The sequence below is a fragment of the Massilia sp. DJPM01 genome (assembly GCF_030348125.1).
Classification (GTDB): domain Bacteria; phylum Pseudomonadota; class Gammaproteobacteria; order Burkholderiales; family Burkholderiaceae_D; genus Telluria_A; species Telluria_A frigida.
Genome location: NZ_JAQOZV010000004.1, coordinates 29235 through 46559, shown reverse-complemented (window position 1 = coordinate 46559; position 17325 = coordinate 29235). Strand labels below are relative to the sequence as shown.

Here is a 17325-nt window from a genome sequence, read left to right as displayed (position 1 = left end):
GGATTCTTTCTCTTCTTTGGCTGATGCACATATAAAAAGGGGGGTTGGGATGTCCGATCTGGCTACCCACGCCAAGCTGGCGCGCTCATGCGCGCAGCTTCCGGTAGATGCTTACTTTGATGAAGCGCTGTTACAGCGCGAAATGCAGCAATTGTTCCAGCATGGCCCACGCTATGTCGGGCATACGCTGATGGTGCCCGAAACGGGAGACTTTGCCACGCTCGCTTCCGAGAATGAGGGCCGCATGCTGGTGCGCAACGCAAACGGGATCGAGGTCCTGTCCAATGTGTGCCGCCACCGCCAGGCGCTGATGTTCAATGGACGCGGCAATGCGAACAATATCGTCTGCCCGCTGCACCGCTGGACCTATGACCTCAAGGGTGAGCTGATCGGTGCGCCGCACTTCCCGGAAACGCCGTGCCTGAACCTGTCCAAGACCCCGCTCCAGGAGTGGAACGGGCTGCTGTTCGAGCAGAACGGCTACAACGTCATGGACAAACTGGCGGGCCTGTCGGTGACCAGGGATTTCGATTTTTCGGGCTATATGTTCGACCATGTCGAGGTGCAGACCTGTCATTACAACTGGAAGACCTTCATCGAAGTCTACCTGGAGGATTACCACGTCGAGCCGTTCCACGCGGGCCTGGGTGGCTTTGTCAGCTGCGACGACCTGCGCTGGGAGTTCGGGCGCGATTACAGCGTGCAGACGGTCGGCGTGAACCGCGGCCTGGGCAAGGCCGGTTCGCCCATCTACCAGCGCTGGCAGGAACAGGTGCTCAAGTTCCGTGGCGGCGTGCCGCCCGAAAAAGGCGCGGTCTGGTTCACGCTGTACCCGAACATCATGGTCGAGTGGTATCCGCACGTGCTGATCGTCTCGACCCTGTGGCCGGACGGCCCGCAAAAGACGCGCAACGTGGTCGAGTTCTACTACCCCGAAGAGATCGTGCTGTTCGAGCGCGACTTCATCGAGGCCGAACGCGCCGCCTACTTCGAGACCTGCATCGAAGACGATGAAATCGCCCTGCGCATGGACGCCGGGCGCCGCATCCTGATGGCGCGCGGCGTCAGCGAAGTGGGACCGTACCAGTCACCGATGGAAGACGGCATGCAGCACTTCCACGAGTGGTACCGCAGTAACCTGGCGCTGTAGGCGCCGACCGATGGCCGCGCTCTGGATCCTGGTAGCGAGCTTCCTGTTCTCGCTCATGGGCGCGGCCGTGAAGCTGGCCTCGGGCGAGTATTCGGTGGCCGAAATCGTGTTCTATCGCGGCCTGGTCGGCATCATCCTCCTGTACTTTTTCATCCGCCACCAGGGCGGCAAGCTGCGCACCGAGCACCTGGCCGGGCATATCGGCCGCGGCGCCATCGGCGTCGTCTCCCTGTGGATGTGGTTTTACGCGGCCACCAAGCTGCCGCTGGCCACCGCCGTCACCCTCAATTACATGTCGCCCATCTGGACTGCGGTCGCGCTGATCGGCTTCGCCTGGTGGCGCGGCAAGGAGCGCGTCGCCCCGCCCCTGCTGCTGGCCATTGGCGTGAGTTTCGGCGGCGTGATCCTGGCGCTGCGCCCGGCCTTCGAGGCGCAGCAGTGGTTCGGCGCGCTCATGGCGCTGTTGTCCGGCATGCTGGCGGCCATCGCCTACACCATGGTGCGGCGCCTTAGCCGCGCCGGCGAACCCGAATACCGGGTGGTGTTCTACTTTTTGGCGCTGAACATCGCCGCCGGCCTGGCCGGCGGCCTGCTGCCCGGCGGCTCGCCCGACAGCGCCGCCTGGCACGCGCACTCGGCGCGCGGCGCGGCCCTGCTGCTGTTCATCGGCGCTTCCGGCGTGTTCGCCCAGATGGCGCTCACGCGCGCCTGGCGCACCGGCAAGGTGCTGGTGGTGGCCAACCTGCAGTACACCGGCATCGTCTTTTCCAGCCTGTGGGGCATGCTGCTGTGGGGCGACCGCTTCAGCTGGTACGTGTGGCTCGGGATGGCGGTGATTCTTGTGTCGGGCATCGCCGCAACGTTTTACAATACACAAAGCACGCCGCGCGGCGCCGCCGTCAGCAAGACCGATCCCATCGCAAGCGAACTTTAAGGACGCCCATGTACACGACACTGATCTCCGCAGCCGACCTGGCCGGCCATATCGACAACCCGGCCTGGGTTATCGTCGACTGCCGCCATGACCTGATGAACCTGGCCGCCGGACGCGAGGCCTACGCCGCCGGCCATTTGCCGCACGCCCTGTTTGCCGATATCGAAACCGCGCTGTCGGGCGCCAAGCGCGGCGCCGACGGCGTGTTCCGGGGACGTCACCCGCTGCCGGTGCGCGCCGACCTGGTCGCCACCCTGCGCAACTGGGGCATCGACGACGACAGCCAGGTGGTGGCCTACGACGCGCACGGCGGCATGTTCGCGGCGCGCCTGTGGTGGATGCTGCGCTGGGTCGGCCATCCGGCGGTGGCGGTGCTCGATGGCGGCCTGGCCGCATGGCAGGCGGCCGGACTGGCGCTGTCGACGGCCCCGCAGTCGCCGCGCAGCGGCGCCATCACCGAACGCGCGGCGCTGGTAACGACCGTCTCGGCGGCCGACGTACTCGATAACATCGGCGGCGGCAAACGGGTGGTGCTCGACGCCCGCGCGGCTGACCGCTTTCGCGGCGAGAACGAGACCATCGATCCGGTCGGCGGCCATATTCCGGGCGCGAAAAACCGCTTCTTCAAGGATAACCTGGCACCGGACGGGCGCTTCAAGGATGCGGCCCAGCTCAAGGCCGAACTGGCGCCACTGGTGGGCAATCCGCCTGACGCCATCATGCAGTGCGGCTCGGGCGTGACCGCCTGCCACAACCTGCTGGCGCTGGAAGTAGCCGGGCTGCCGGGCGCCGCGCTGTACCCGGGCTCGTGGAGCGAGTGGTGCGCCGATCCGGCACGCCCGGTAGCCACCGGAACGTAAAGCACCGGGCGGCGCGCTCCTGCGCTAACGCGCAGCATCGGTCGCCAGCGCCGCGCGGATCAGTCGCCGCCTCCGCCGCAGCCGCCTCCGCAGCCGGAGTCGCCCCCGGCGTCGCTCGCGCCCTCGCAGGCGTCGCCGACGCAGATCGCCTGGCTGTCGCTGCTGCCGCGCCCTCCCCCGGTTTCAGCGGGCGTGCCGGTCTTGCGCGCGTGGCGGCGGTACTCGTCATCACTGATCAAGCCGGCGGCCAGCAACAGCGCCGGCGACAGGCTGTGGACATACGCCGGCACGCCGATGGCGCGTCCGCGCGCGTCGAGCGCGAGCGAAGCCACCTCACCGTTGAACAACAGGTAGCCGCGACCAGCCGGCATGGCCAGCACGCGGTCCAGTGCGAACAGGCGCGGCAAGTTGGGCCCGGCCACCGGCATGCGCTCGATCCTGCGCGCGTGCACCAGGCAGGCCGCCAACGCGCGCGCCATGCCGTCCCCCATATCGAGCGCTTCCACGTGCGGGATGACGCGACCGAAATGCTTGCGGCAAAACGCGTTCAGGCCGGTGGGCGAGAGGCGCATCCAGGCGTGCCACACCGAATCGGCCGCCATCGAGGGCAAGCCGCACCTCATGCTGCTGTGGCGTACGCAGTCGAAAAACGCCATCAAGCCTTCGGCGGCGCGGGCGAAAAAAAAGGCATCCTGCGGGATGCCTTTGAATTCGTGCTGCGCGGTGCGCTTCCAGAAGGGATACAGCGTCGCGGGGAGATCGGCCATTTCGGCGCGGTACGGTGATTGATGCGTGACCCGGGCGGCGCGATAGGTGTTGAGGTGATTCACTACGGTGCTGAGCATGGTCGTCTTCTCCTTTTTTGTTTTTGTAATGAGCATAGCCTCGCATACTTTCATGACAGCTTGATGACAAGCGCACCGGCTACTCCGGCATGGCGCTTGTCATCGCTTGCAGCCCAGCTCAGGCCGCCATCAGTCGCACGGACGAGATGGAATCATTCGGAATATTTACCGCTTCGACCCAGGAATAGCGGCCCGGTCCGAATACGCGCGATGCCGGTCCGCGATAATTGCTGTCGCGGTAAAACTTCCAGCGTCCCGATACGACGACGAACGACGATATTTTATCATTGAAAAAATTGTCGTCTGGGGCATTCAAGTTCGGCTCCGCCCCATACAGACGTTTCTCGCGGCCCCGAAAATTGATATGCTGATATAGCACGGCTTCAGGATATATCCTCCTTACCCGGTTACAGGCGGCAGGCGCGGCCCATGTCACGCCGGGGCGCATGCCGCTCCATCGGACAGTCCGGCTTACAGCAGGCGGACCGACGAAATGGAATCGTTCGGCACGTTCACCGCTTCGACCCAGTTATAACGGCCCGGTCCGAATACCTGCGACGCCGGCCCATGGAAATTGCTATCGCGGTAGAACTGCCAGCGGCCCGACAGCACCACAAACGAAGAAATGCGATCGTTGAAAAAATTATCGTCGGGGGCATTCAGATTCGTTTCCGAACCGAATAAATGTTTATGCGCACCGTGATAATTAGCATGTTCAAACAGGACGATTTCAGCCATATATCCTCCCAAACTGGCTGCGAGGCAAAAAGGTGGTCTCGCTTCACCGGCTTGCTACTTCAGCCTTCAGCATAAAAGACGCTGGCGAGCCGGGCAATAGCGCGGACTTGAGCGGGACTAAAGGCAGGCGCATTACCGCGCCTGGTGTATAACATGGGGAAATTAGATAGCCGGACCGGAAGAATTTCAATCGCGGGCGGCAAAATTGCCGCTGCGATGCCTAGCGTCCGCGCGTGAGAAACAGCACGATCAGCACGCCCACGCCGATCAGCAATACTTGCGGAACGGATTCGCGCACAGTGGCGCGGCGTTGCATCTGCGGCATCAGATCGCTGACGGCAATGTACAGGAAGCCCGAGGAAGCAAATACCAGCACGTACGGAATCAGTCCGCTGGCGCGGTCCAGGGTGAAATAGCCGAGCAAACCGCCGGCCACGGCCATCAGGCTGCACAGCAGGTTGAACAGATAGGCGCGCGTGCGCGAAAAGCCGGCATTGAGCAAGACGATGAAGTCGCCGATTTCCTGCGGGATTTCATGGGCGATGATGGCCAGCCCGGTGACGATGCCCAGTTCCGGATTGGCCAGGAAGGCCGCGGCGATCAGGATGCCATCGGTAAAATTGTGCATGCCGTCGCCCAGCAAGATCATCCAGCCAGCCTTGCCTGCTTCGCGCTTGTCGTGGCCGTGTGCATGATGATGACCATCGCCTTCATGATGGTGCGAATGGCGCAGAATGGCGAACTTTTCCAGCATGAAAAATGCAAGCAATCCGGCCAGCAAGGTGGCGAACAGGCTGCGCGCATCGGCGCCCGACTCGAACGCTTCCGGCAAGGCATGCAGGAGCGAGGTCGACAGCATGATCCCGACCGACAGGCTGACCATGCGCTCGACCATTTTCGACAGCAGGGCGAACGAAAACACGGCAGCGGCGGAAATGCTGAGCACACCCCCGATGGTCGTTGCCAGCAGGATGGAAATGAGGGTCGAATCGATTTTGAAGCCTCTTGAACGGTCTTGCGACAATCGCAAGCCGGGCATTGTACCGCTCCGGGCCGCCGGCCGCCCAGTTCGGTGCCATCGGGACCAAACCGGGCGCGCCGCTAGCGCAGGCGCCATCGCACCCCGCAGCGCCCGTATAGGGGGCCGCAGGGCGCGATGGCCGGCGCCTTACGGCACCAGTTGCAGGTTGACGTTGGCCTTGTCGCCAGCCGACACATCGACCACGGCCACCGTTTTGCTGACGTAACCGGTAGCGAGCGCGTCGACGCGATACCCGCCCAGGCCCTGGACTGGCGTGATCGGGCCGAAGGTCAGCGGCAGGGATGCACCATAATTGGCGTACTGCGGCGCGACGACTGGCAGGGCGCTAATCGAATACGCGCCGCCGGCGCCGGCATCGCGCGCCTGGATCACCACGGTTTTGCCCGCAGACACTGTCTGCATCACCTTGACAAACGGCGTCACGGTCGCTTTCGCCGGCAGCAAGGTGACCGTGCCGCTGATGGTGCGGGTCAGGCTGACCGGCATGCTGATCGGCGCGGCCGCCGTGCTGATGGCGATGGTACCGGTGGTGCTGGCCACAGGCACACCGCCGATCACGGCCGCCGCGCGGCCACTGCCGACGATGACGATGTCGTAGGCGCCCGGGACCAGGCGGCTGAGCGCAAACGCGCCACTGGACGGATCGGCCACCACGCTGCTGACCACGCTGCCGTTTTGCTGGGCGCTCACCACCACGCCATCGCGCGCGAAGACCGGGCTGATAAAGCCGGTGATGCCGTTGGCCGTGCCCGGCACGACGGTCACGACCGGCGACAGCAGGTAGCCGCCGGCAGCCTTGGTGACGACCGAGCGGCAGGCGTCGAAATCGAGCACCAGGCCATAAGGCTGGCCGGCCACGACCTCGAAATCGCTGATGATCTTCACGCCCGACTGGATGGCGGACGGGGTTTCCAAGGTCGTTTCAGACTTGGTGGCGGTCGGCGTGACGGTGTTGGCGAAACCGCTGCCGGTGTTCGGATCGAGCACCAGGCGCACCTGGCTGTAGCGGCCGGCCGGCACCTCGGTCGAACCGAGCGCATCGAGCTTGCCATTGGTCAGGTCGAGCAGATTGATCTTGCGCGGCGACGCCAGCACCACATCGGACCAGCCGCCGTCGGTATCGACCGCGGCTGCGCTCTTGTGCACGCGCACCTTGCTGATGGTGACGTTGACCGCATCGAAGCCGCAGGCCGGCGCATCGGTCAGGGACACGTTCAGGGTGCCGGTCGTGCCGCCGATGGGCGGCGGCGTGCCGTTACCGTTGCCGTTGCCGTTGGTGCGGTTGGCGCCGGGATTGCCGCCGCCGCCGCCGCAGGCAGTCAGCGCCAGGGCGGCCAATACGGTGCTTGCCGTGCCAAGGCGGATAAATGTGCTCTTCATCGTTCCCTCTTTCAGTAGGTATTTATATTAGTAGGTATCTATACGTTATTAGTGTGCTTCGTCCCAGTTTTTGCCAATACCCACCTCGGCCAGCAAGGGCACCTTCAGGGCCGCCACGCCCGCCATCAATTGCGGCAGCCTGGTCTTGACCAGCTCCAGTTCCGCCTGCGGCACTTCCAGCACGAGTTCATCGTGCACCTGCATGATCATGCGCGTGGCCAGCTTGTCCGTCTCCAGCCAGTCCTGCACCGCGATCATGGCCAGCTTGATCAGGTCCGCCGCCGTGCCCTGCATCGGCGCGTTGATCGCGGCCCGTTCCGCGCCCTGGCGGCGCGGCCCGTTCGGCGAATTAATCTCCGGCAGCCAGAGGCGCCGCCCGAACACGGTTTCGACGTAGCCGCGCGCCTTGGCCTGCATGCGCGTGTCTTCCATGTACTGGCGCACGCCGGAAAAGCGCGCGAAGTACTTGTCGATATAGTTTTGCGCCGCCGAGCGTTCGATGCCCAGGTTGGCGGCCAGCCCGAAGGCGCTCATGCCGTAGATCAGGCCGAAGTTGATGACCTTCGCATAGCGCCGCTGCTCGCCCTGCACTTGCGCCGGCGGCACGCCGAAGATTTCGGCGGCCGTGGCGCGGTGGATATCCTCGCCCTCGGCAAACGCGCGCAGCATGGCCGCGTCTTCCGAAATATGGGCCATGATGCGCAGCTCGATCTGCGAATAGTCGGCCGACACGATCACATTGCCCGGAGCGGCGATGAAGGCTTCGCGGATGCGGCGCCCTTCGGCGGTGCGGACCGGGATGTTCTGCAGATTCGGCTCGTTCGACGACAGGCGCCCCGTCACGGCGACCGCCTGCGCATAGTTGGTGTGCACGCGGCCGGTCTCGCGGTTGACCATCTTGGGCAGCTTGTCGGTGTAGGTCGACTTGAGCTTGGACATGCCGCGGTATTCGAGCAGGATTTTCGGCAGCGGGAAATCCTCGGCCAGTTTTTGCAGCACTTCCTCGTCGGTCGACGGCGCCCCGCTCGGGGTCTTTTTGATCACCGGCAGCTGCAGCTTGACGAAGAAGATCTCGCCGATCTGCTTGGGCGAACCGAGATTGAACGGACCGCCCGCCAGCTCGTAGGCCTTCTGTTCGAGCTCCATGATGCGCGCACCGAGTTCGCCCGACTGCACATTCAACAGTTCGGCGTCGATCAGCACCCCGTTGCGCTCGATCTTGTGCAGCACCACCGAGGTGGGCAGCTCGATCTGGCGGTAGATGAAATTGAGTTTGTCGTCGCTCTCGACATGGCCCTTCATGGCCTGGTGCAGGCGCAGGGTGATGTCGGAATCCTCGGCCGCGTATTCGGTCGCGCGCTCGAGGTCCACCTGGTCGAAGCAGATCTGGCCGGCGCCCTTGCCGCATACATCGGTAAACGGAATCGTGGTGTAGCCCAGGTGGCGCAAGGCCATGCTATCCATGTCGTGCGGCTTGTGCGACTCGAACACGTATGACTGGAGCAAGGTGTCGTGCATGATGCCGCGCAGGGTCACGCCGTGGTTGGCGAAAATGTGGCTGTCGTACTTGAGGTTCTGGCCGACCTTCGGTTTCGACGCATCTTCCAGCCATGGCTTCATGCGCGCCAGGACCGCCTCGCGGTTCAATTGTTCGGGCACGCCGGCGTAGCGGTGCGCCAGCGGGATGTAGGCGCCCTTGCCCGCTTCGACCGACAGCGAGATGCCGACCATCTGCGCCGTCATCGGGTCGAGCGAGGTGGTTTCGGTATCGACCGAGGTCAGTTCGGCGGCATCAACCAGCGCCAGCCAGCGTTCCAGGTCGGCCTCGGTGACCACCGTTTCATACTCGCCGCGCATGACCGGCACCAGCGCGCCGGGGAACAGGTCGCCCTCGGGGGAATTGAGCAGTGCGCGCGGGGCGCCCTCGTCGTCGCGCTGGCTCACTTCGCGCAGCAGAGTCTTGAAGCCGTAACGCTCGAAGAAGGCTTTCAGGCCATCCTTGTTTTCCGGCTGCGCCACCAGGGTATCGGTGATCGACGCCATGTGCGCGGCCAGGTCGCAATCGGTCTTGACGGTGATCAGGGCGCGGCCCTGCGGCAGCCATGGGAGGGCCTGGCGCAGGTTCTCGCCGACCGCGCCACCGATGGACGCCGCGTTGGCGATCACGCCATCGAGGCTATCGTGCAGCGCCAGCCACTTGAGGGCGGTCTTGGGGCCGCACTTGGCCACGCCCGGGATATTGTCGACCGTGTCGCCGATGAGCGTGAGGTAATCGATGATGCGCTTGGGCGGCACGCCGAACTTGGCCAGTACGCCGGCTTCGTCGAGCTTCTCGTTGCTCATCGTGTTAATCAGGGTGACCTTGTCGTTGACCAGCTGCGCCAGGTCCTTGTCGCCGGTGGAAACGACGGTGTCCATGCCCAGGCTGGAAGCCTGGACCGACAGCGTGCCGATGACATCGTCGGCCTCGACGCCGTCGACCATCAGGATCGGCCAGCCCATGTGGCGCACCACTTCGTGGATCGGCTCGATTTGCAGGCGCAAGTCATCCGGCATGGACGCGCGCGTGGCCTTGTATTCCGGATACATATCGTCGCGAAAAGTCTTGCCCTTGGCATCGAACACGCAAGCGATGTAAGCGGCCGGATAATCCTGGCGCAAGCGGCGCAGCATATTGACCATGCCGTGCATGGCGCCGGTGGGATGGCCGTCGGGGCTGCGCAGGTCCGGCAGGGCGTGAAAAGCACGGTAAAGATAACTGGAACCGTCGACTAACAGCAGGGTATTTTGCATAGTGCCAAAAATGAGGTTGAGCCGGGACAGGAGCGGGCGCGGCAGCGTACCGGTCATTATCGCAGAAAGCGCGGCTGGCCCGAAGCGCGAACCGGGGTCTGACCTCTGACTAGCAATTTTTGTGTCGCCTAACCGGGGTCAGAGCTCTGACTAGCAATTTTTGTGTTGCCTACCGAGATTTGACCCCGGTCAGGCAACTTTTGACGCCGATTCCTTGCAAAACCGGGCGCCGCGCCGTGTTTTGCAACGGTTTTGCGCCTTTTAGCGGTTTTGTTGCTAATTAGAGGTCAGACCCCGGTTGTAGGAGGTGGACTCGTGCTAATTAGAGGTCAGACCCCGGTTGTAGGAGGTGGACTCGGGCGGTAGGAATTCCACTGGCTTAGAAGCGCGAACCGGGGTCTGACCTCTGACTAGCAATTTTTGTGTCGCCTAAACCGGGGTCAGAGCTCTGACTAGCAATTTTTGTGTTGCCAACCAAGATTTGACCCCGGTCAGGCAACTTTTGACGCCGATTCCTTGCAAAACTGGGCGCTGCGCCGTATTTTGCAACGGTTTTGCGCCTTTCAGCGGTTTTGTTGCTAATCAGAGGTCAGACCCCGGTTGTAGGAGGTGACCTTGGGCGGTAGGAATTGTATTGGCTTGGACGATGTGTTTTCACAGGCGGGGCGGGGGTTTGTTACAATGGTCCACACGATCACAAGGCGACCCTATCATGCTGCGCACTTCTTCTCTCTGCAAGACCCTGGCCCTGTGCCTGCTGGCCCACGCGAACCTGGCCGGCGCCCAGCAAACCAAGCCGAGCGACGCGCCGCCCAAGCTCGAACGCCTCGACGAGAGCAATATGGCGCCAGCTACCCCCGCGCCGCGCGCGAATGAGCCGAAAATCACCGAAAAACGCGCGGGCGGCCGGACCACGGAAGTCAAAGTCAAAACCGGCAAGAGCAGCTATACGATGAAGGGCAACAATCCCGCCGGCGGCAGTTCGACCGGCGACGCCACCGGCTCGACCCTGCGCGCACCTCAATGGACGGTCGGGGAATTCGACCTGAACAAAAAGAAAAAAGCCGCCAGCGAGGCCGCCGCCAACACCGAAGCAGCACCGGTGCCGCCACCGCCCGCTCCAGCCAAGTAATCCCCCCATCCGCCCGCGCGCGCCCTCTTGCGCGCGCGTACCGATATCGACCGATTCACCTTACCCTTCGCTTGCACATGGCAGTTTTTACCGCGGTCAGCCTGGATGACCTCACCTTGTTGTTGAAGAAGTTTCCATTAGGAAATGCCGTCGCCATCAAAGGGATCAGTTCCGGCATCGAAAACAGCAATTTCTTCATCGATACGGAGCACGGCGAGTACGTGCTGACCATTTTCGAGAACCTCAGTTTCGCGCAGTTGCCGTTTTATTTGCAGCTGATGCGTCATCTGGCCGAGCGCGGCGTGCTGGTGCCGGCCCCGGTGCCGGACGAGTCGGGCGAACTGGTGGTGCCGCTGCACGGCAAGCCGGCCGCCATCGTCAGCAAACTCGAAGGCAGCTCGCAGATGGCGCCGCAGCCGGTCCATTGCGCGGCCGTCGGCGCCATGCTGGCCAAGATGCATCTGGCCGCGCGCGACTTTGCGCTGCAGCAGCCGAATTTGCGCGGCCTGGACTGGTGGAACGACACCACGCCGCAGGTATTGCCCTTCCTCGACGAGCGCAACGCCCACCTGCTGCGCGCCGAGATGCATTTCCAGAGCGCGTTCGCGGCCTGCGACCATTACCACCGGCTCGGGCGCGGCCCGGTCCATGCGGACCTGTTCCGCAATAACGTGATGTTCGTCGGCGAGCGCCTGACCGGCTTCTTCGATTTCTATTTCGCCGGCTGCGATACCTGGCTGTTCGACGTGGCCGTCACCGTCAACGACTGGTGCATCGACCTCGATACCGGCGTGCTCGACACCGCCCGCGTGCGCGCCCTGCTCGACGCCTACCACGCGCTGCGCCCGTTCACGGCCGACGAGCAAGCCGCCTGGCAGCCCATGCTGCGCGCCGCCGCGCTGCGCTTCTGGCTCTCGCGCCTGTACGACCTCTACCTGCCGCGCGAAGCCGAAATGCTCACGCCGCACGATCCGACCCATTTCGAGCGCATCCTGCGCGAGCGCATCGCCACCCCGGCCCCGGAATTGTTCGCATGAGCCGCCTTCCCGCCATCACCGGATGGCTCTGGATCAAGCAGGGCTTCGCCCTGTTCCGCAAGCAGCCGGCGATCCTCACCATGCTGCTGTTCGCCACCCTGCTGTTCAGCCTGGCCCTGAGCGCGATTCCCCTGCTCGGGCAAATGATCACGATGGTGCTGGTGCCCTCGTTCAGCGTGGCGATCCTGCAAGCCTGCAATCTGATCGGCCAGGACCAGCCGGTCACCCCGGGCGTGCTGCTGACCGGATTGCGCCAGCCGGCCTTGCGCCGCCTGTGCAAGCTGGGCCTGATCTACCTGGCGCTGTCGATCCTGCTCGGCGTGCTGCTGGCGCTGATGGTATCGCCCGAATTCATCAAGCAGATGAGCGTGCCGCTGGCCGATCGCGCCAACCTGAAAATCAGCACGGCCGACATGCAGGCGGTGCTGCTGACCGGCCTCTTGCAAAGCCTGGCGCTGCTGGCGCTGTGCTTTGCGCCAGCGCTGACTTACTGGCAGCAGATGTCACCGGGCAAGGCGACCTTTTACAGCGTGTTCGGCATTCTCGGGGCGATCCGCCCGTTCATGGTAATGCTGCTGGCGTGGTGCGCGATGTTTTTCGGCGCCTCGATCGCAGTCATGCTGCTGCTGGGCGACAGCCAGGGTGGACGGATTGCCGTCATCTGGCTGATGCTGCAATTCGTACTGCTGTTGCAATGCGCGATTTTTTGCAGCTACCGGCAAATCTTCGGCGACCCGTCGCTGCTGCCGAAGGACGCGGCGCTCAAATAGCAGCGCCAGCGGGTGGGCGCAGGCCCACCCGCCATCGATTCAGCGCCCCACCCGTTCGAGCTTGGCGACCGACAGGTCGAGCACTTTCATGCCCGCCTTGCCGAAATTGATCTGGGCGCGCGCATTGCTGCCGCCGCCTTCGATATTGACAATCACCCCTTCGCCGAACTTGGCATGCGCCACCGATTCGCCGATGCGCCATCCGGGCCCGTTGCTGGCCGCTTTCTGCTTGATCTGCTGGGCGATCTTGTTGTCCGAACCACCGCTGCCCGATTTGGCGTCATCCCAGGCCGATTTTTTATTCCCGAACCAGTGCGACTGCACCCGCGGCGAGATCCATTTGAGCGCGTCTTCCGGCAGCTCGTCGAAAAAGCGCGATTTCATGTTGTAGCGGGTCTGGCCGTGCAGCATGCGCGTTTGCGTAAAGCTCATGTACAGGCGCTTGCGCGCGCGCGTGATGGCCACGTACATCAGGCGCCGTTCTTCATCGACGCCGTCCATTTCGCGCGAACTGCTCTCGTGCGGGAACAAGCCTTCTTCCAGGCCGGTGATGAAGACGGCGTCGAATTCGAGGCCCTTGGCCGAGTGCACCGTCATCAGTTGCAGCGCATCCTGCCCGGCCTGGGCCTGGGCGTCGCCCGCTTCGAGCGAGGCGTGCGACAGAAAGGCCGACAGCGGCGACATGATGGTGTTGAGCGGGATGTCGGCGTCGATGATCTCGGTGCCGTCGCCATTCACAATCAGTTCGCCCGCGCTGGCCTGCGCCTTGGGACCCATGTGGGCCGGGGCGCCCTGGCCGAAGCCTTCTTCCTGCACGAACTGGGTGGCCGCATTGACCATCTGCTCCAGATTCTCGATGCGGTCGGCGCCTTCTTTTTCGTTCTGGTAGTGCTGCAGCAGGCCGCTGGCCTCGAGCACCACGCGCACCGTTTCGGGCAGCGCCAGTTGCTGTGTCTCGAAGCGCGCGCCTTCGACCAGTTTCACGAAGCTGTTCAGCGAGGAGCCGGATTTGCCCGCCACGTAAGGCACCGCCGCGTACAGCGAAATACCGTACTGTTCGGCGGCCGCCTGCAGCGCTTCGATCGAGCGCATGCCGATGCCGCGCGTGGGGAAATTGACCACGCGTAAAAAGGCCGAATCGTTGTGCGGATTGTCCATCAGTTGCAGGTAGGCGATGGCGTGCTTGACCTCGGCGCGCTGGAAATAGCGCTGGCCGCCGTAGACGGTGTACGGCAGGCCGGCCGCGAACAAGGCATGCTCGATCACACGCGACTGCGCATTGGAGCGGTACAGAATCGCGATCTCGCGGCGCAGCGCACCTTCGGCCATCAGGCTCTTCGCTTCCTCAATGATCCACTGCGCCTCTTCCAGGTCGGACGAGGCTTCGTAGATGCGCACCGGCTCGCCGTGGCCGGCATCGGTGCGCAGGTTCTTGCCCAGGCGCTTGCTGTTGTTGGCGATCAAGTGGTTGGCGCTGTCGAGAATGTGGCCGTGCGAGCGGTAATTCTGCTCCAGCTTGATCAGGTTCTCGACCCGGAATTCGCGCTCGAAGGCGCTCATATTGCCGACGTTGGCGCCACGGAAGGCGTAAATGCTCTGGTCGTCGTCGCCCACGGCGAACAGCGCGCCGGCCACCTGCTGGCCATGCCCCGCCAGCAGCTTGAGCAAGTTGTATTGCAGGTCATTGGTATCCTGGAACTCGTCGACCAGGATGTGCTTGAAGCGCGCCTGGTAGTGCTCGCGCAGCGGCTGGTTGCGTTCGAGCAGTTCGTAGGCGCGCAGCAGCAGTTCGGCGAAATCGACCACGCCTTCGCGCTGGCACTGGTTGTCGTACAGCTCGTACAACTCGACCATCTTGCGTTCGATCGGGTCGTGCGCCTCGACCCGGTTGGCGCGCAAGCCCTGGTCCTTGGCGTTGTTGATGAAATACATCAGGTTTTTGGGCGGATACTTCTCGTCGTCGATATTGTTCGCTTTCAGCAAGCGCTTGATCATCGACAGCTGATCCTGGGAATCGAGGATCTGGAAGGTTTGCGGCAGCGCGCAATCGCGGTAATGGGTGCGCAGGAAGCGGTTGCACAGGCCGTGGAAGGTGCCGATCCACATGCCGCGCGTGCTCACCGGCAGCATGGCCGACAGGCGGGTCAGCATTTCCTTCGCCGCCTTGTTGGTAAACGTCACCGCCATGATCCCGGACGGCGACACCTGGCCGGTCTGGATCAGCCAGGCGATGCGGGTCGTCAGCACGCGCGTCTTGCCGGAGCCGGCTCCCGCAAGAATCAGGGCGCTCTGCGGTGGCAGGGTGACGGCGGCGAGTTGTTCGGGATTGAGGTTATGGAGGAGATTTTGCATCCCGTGATTATACCGGCGCGACGCCGCCAGGCGGCGGCGTGTTCGCTGGCGAACGGCCCTGGTCAGGCGCCGGGCGCGGTCTCGCCCTCGCGCGTGACAGTCAACTCGACTGCCATGCCACCCTGGCCGTCGGCACCGGCAATCTTCATCGCGCCGCTCGCGCCCAGGCGCAACAGGATGCCCGGTTCACTCACCAGCTTGCCGTTGCGGCTGATCTTGCTGCGGATGTACACCTGGTCGCTGCCGACCGCGGTCATCGTGAAAGCGCCATCCCAACTGCTGTCGACTTCGGCCGAACTTGCCGATGAGCGCACCGAAAATTCCCCCGGCGTGCGGATGCGCATGTCCTTGGGCGCAGGGTCGCCATCCATGCGCAAGGTCATGGCCACCGCGTAATCGGGCGTGCCTTGGGCGCGTGCGGCCAGGGCGCCGAAGACGGTGACGGTAGCCAGCGCCGCCACCAGCAGGCGGCCGGCCAGGCGGCGTGACGGGGTGGATGAGGTTTGTTGCAGATGCATGATGCGCTCCTTGAGTGGGTGGCAGGATTGCCAGTGGCAGACGGACGGCGTGAGGCTCACGCCGGCCTGGGTTTTCAGCATGGCGCCGGCATAGGTGCGGCGCTGGGATGGATGGCGCCGCATTACCAGCGCGTCGCAGGCCAGTTCCTGGTCGAAGCGAAAGCGCGGCGCGGCCAGGTGCACGAGGGGATTGAACCAGAACGCGCATTGGATCAGCGCCAGCAGGGTGTTGGCGGCAGCATCGGCGCGCCGCGCATGGACCTGCTCGTGGGCGATGATCAGGGCCTGCTCCTCTGCGCTGTAGCGCTGGTCGAAATCGAGCGGCACCACAATCTGCTGGCGCCACAAGCCGAGCAAGGCTGGGCCGGCGCCGGCATGGGCGGCGTAGGCGACGCCGCCGCGCACGCTCAGCGCTCCCAGGCTGCGCACGAAGGCGCGGTGGCTCAGGCAGAACAGGGCCAGCGTGGCCAGCGCGCCGCAGGCCCAGACCGGCAGCAGCCAGCCAGTCCACCCCTGGGCGGCGGCGCTGGCGGCTCCCGGCGCGCCCGCCGGCCCGAACGCCGGCAGCGCAGGCAGCACGGGCAGCAGCACCAGCGCCTTGATGGGGGCGGCAAACAGCGGCTGCAAGGCGGCGGCGGCCATGGCCAGCGGGACGATCAGCCAGGCCTGGTAGGCCAGGCCGGCATCGATGCGCTGGCGCAGCGGGCGGCGCACCAGCAGCACGACGGCGATGGCCGCGCTGGCGCAGACGGCCAGGCGCAGCAGCAGCTCGGGCAGGTTATTGATCATCGTCGAGCTCTCCGATCAGGCGTTTGAGCTCGGCGATATCGGTCTTGCTCAGTTTGCGGTGCTGGCCGAAATGGGCGACCAGCGGCGCGATGCGCCCGCCGAACAGGCGCTCGAGCAGGCCCGTGCTTTCGCTGGTGAGCCAGTGCTCGCGCTTGAGCACCGCCGTGTACAGATAGCGGCGCCCCTCCTTCTGCGCGCTGAGCGCGCCCTTGTTGAGCAGCCGGTTGAGCAGCGACTTGATGGTCGCTTCCTGCCACTGATGACCGCTCACGAGCGCGGCCACGATATCCTCGGCCGGCATCGCGCTGCCAGAGCGCCACAGTACTTCCATGACCTTCGACTCGGCGTCGCTGATCGCTGCCGCTTGCTGTTCCATGCGTCACTCCCCTTATTAATTACACGTGTAATCGATGACTAATGATTACACGTGTAATCGCAAAGGTCAAGCCCGTGTTGCGGGCTTCACTGCTTGTGCTTCAGTGCTGTTGCTTGATGATTTATTTGCGGCGGTAGACCGATACCAGCACGCTGGTCGGATCGTTGACGGACAGGGCGCCATCGTTGAGGCAGTAGTCCAGCGGGGCGGGCAAGGCATCGATGCTCAGGCTGACGCAGTTCGCCTTGTTCGGGGCGCTCTTGGCGCTCTTGGCGGGCTTGGCGATCTTGTACTGATAGGTCATCGGCTTGGCGGCGCTGTCGGCCAGCGACAGCGTGATCGGCTTGGCGTCGATCACCATCTGGCTGCCCTGGAACCTGCGCTCGAGCTGCGCCACCTGTTCGGCCGGGGCCTTGTTTTTCTTCGCCTGTTCGAGCATGGGGGCCATGTCGATCTCCCAGCTTCCCTTGATATCGACCGAGGCGGCATGCGACTGGGCGGCGCACAGCACGGCAATCGCCGCACAACCAACGCGTAGAGCTTTGTTCATGTTTTCCTTAACAGTGAGTCGATGGTCGTAACGCTCCAGGCGCGTGAGCGGAAGCCTGA

General features: G+C 64.0%; 16 protein-coding genes. 6 read left to right on the top strand and 10 right to left on the bottom strand.

Annotated features, from left to right (window positions below):
• Positions 1-49 precede the first annotated feature (49 nt).
• Genes PO883_RS04055 through PO883_RS04045 form a run of 3 tightly spaced genes read left to right on the top strand, consistent with a single transcriptional unit; the run spans position 50 to position 2944 of the window.
• The gene (locus PO883_RS04055) at positions 50-1150 is read left to right on the top strand and encodes an aromatic ring-hydroxylating dioxygenase subunit alpha (protein ID WP_289308590.1); all 1101 of its coding nucleotides are present in this window, start codon (positions 50-52) and stop codon (positions 1148-1150) included.
• Positions 1151-1160: 10 nt separating this feature from the next.
• Positions 1161-2084: a DMT family transporter gene (locus PO883_RS04050; RefSeq protein WP_289308589.1), complete on the top strand. Its 924-nt coding sequence runs from the start codon at positions 1161-1163 to the stop codon at positions 2082-2084.
• Positions 2085-2092: 8 nt separating this feature from the next.
• Complete coding sequence (locus PO883_RS04045) at positions 2093-2944, top strand: sulfurtransferase (protein WP_289308588.1); 852 nt, start codon at positions 2093-2095, stop codon at positions 2942-2944.
• A 59-nt stretch (positions 2945-3003) separates the two neighbouring features.
• Here PO883_RS04045 and PO883_RS04040 read toward each other — a convergent pair whose 3' ends face one another.
• The 6 genes from PO883_RS04040 to polA form a co-directional block, all read right to left on the bottom strand.
• Positions 3004-3789 carry a hypothetical protein gene (locus PO883_RS04040; protein WP_289308587.1) on the bottom strand — a complete coding sequence of 262 codons (786 nt, stop codon included), beginning with the start codon at positions 3787-3789 and terminating at the stop codon, positions 3004-3006.
• A 118-nt stretch (positions 3790-3907) separates the two neighbouring features.
• A complete protein-coding gene (locus tag PO883_RS04035; protein ID WP_289308586.1) occupies positions 3908-4237 on the bottom strand; it encodes a beta/gamma crystallin-related protein in 330 nt (109 codons plus the stop codon).
• Between the two features lie 23 nt (positions 4238-4260).
• The gene (locus tag PO883_RS04030; RefSeq protein ID WP_289308585.1) at positions 4261-4527 is read right to left on the bottom strand and encodes a beta/gamma crystallin-related protein; all 267 of its coding nucleotides are present in this window, start codon (positions 4525-4527) and stop codon (positions 4261-4263) included.
• A gap of 220 nt (positions 4528-4747) precedes the next feature.
• The gene (locus tag PO883_RS04025) at positions 4748-5566 is read right to left on the bottom strand and encodes a ZIP family metal transporter (protein ID WP_167091866.1); all 819 of its coding nucleotides are present in this window, start codon (positions 5564-5566) and stop codon (positions 4748-4750) included.
• 129 nt (positions 5567-5695) lie between these two features.
• Positions 5696-6949, bottom strand: coding sequence for a DUF4382 domain-containing protein (locus PO883_RS04020; protein WP_289308584.1), 1254 nt, complete (start codon positions 6947-6949; stop codon positions 5696-5698).
• 48 nt (positions 6950-6997) lie between these two features.
• A complete protein-coding gene (gene polA, locus PO883_RS04015) occupies positions 6998-9742 on the bottom strand; it encodes a DNA polymerase I (protein WP_289308583.1) in 2745 nt (914 codons plus the stop codon).
• A gap of 712 nt (positions 9743-10454) precedes the next feature.
• Between polA and PO883_RS04010 the strand changes: the two genes are divergently transcribed.
• The 3 genes from PO883_RS04010 (at position 10455) to PO883_RS04000 (ending at position 12681) form a co-directional block, all read left to right on the top strand.
• Positions 10455-10874: a hypothetical protein gene (locus PO883_RS04010; RefSeq protein WP_289308582.1), complete on the top strand. Its 420-nt coding sequence runs from the start codon at positions 10455-10457 to the stop codon at positions 10872-10874.
• Between the two features lie 77 nt (positions 10875-10951).
• Positions 10952-11911, top strand: coding sequence for a homoserine kinase (locus PO883_RS04005; RefSeq protein WP_289308581.1), 960 nt, complete (start codon positions 10952-10954; stop codon positions 11909-11911).
• Positions 11908-12681, top strand: a complete 774-nt coding sequence (locus PO883_RS04000) for a BPSS1780 family membrane protein (RefSeq protein WP_289308580.1) — start codon at positions 11908-11910, stop codon at positions 12679-12681. The genes PO883_RS04005 and PO883_RS04000 overlap by 4 nt, the downstream gene beginning before the upstream one ends.
• A gap of 39 nt (positions 12682-12720) precedes the next feature.
• On the opposite strand, the gene PO883_RS03995 is transcribed toward PO883_RS04000, so the two are convergent.
• From PO883_RS03995 to PO883_RS03980, 4 genes are all read right to left on the bottom strand, one after another.
• Positions 12721-15033 (bottom strand): UvrD-helicase domain-containing protein, encoded by a 2313-nt coding sequence (locus PO883_RS03995; protein ID WP_289308579.1) that lies wholly within the window; start codon positions 15031-15033, stop codon positions 12721-12723.
• Between the two features lie 62 nt (positions 15034-15095).
• Positions 15096-16340, bottom strand: coding sequence for a M56 family metallopeptidase (locus tag PO883_RS03990; RefSeq protein ID WP_289308578.1), 1245 nt, complete (start codon positions 16338-16340; stop codon positions 15096-15098).
• Entirely contained in the window at positions 16330-16716 is a 387-nt protein-coding gene (locus tag PO883_RS03985) for a BlaI/MecI/CopY family transcriptional regulator (protein WP_289308577.1), read from the bottom strand. The genes PO883_RS03990 and PO883_RS03985 overlap by 11 nt, the downstream gene beginning before the upstream one ends.
• 121 nt (positions 16717-16837) lie before the next feature.
• Complete coding sequence (locus PO883_RS03980; protein ID WP_289308576.1) at positions 16838-17266, bottom strand: hypothetical protein; 429 nt, start codon at positions 17264-17266, stop codon at positions 16838-16840.
• Between the last annotated feature and the right edge of the window lie 59 nt (positions 17267-17325).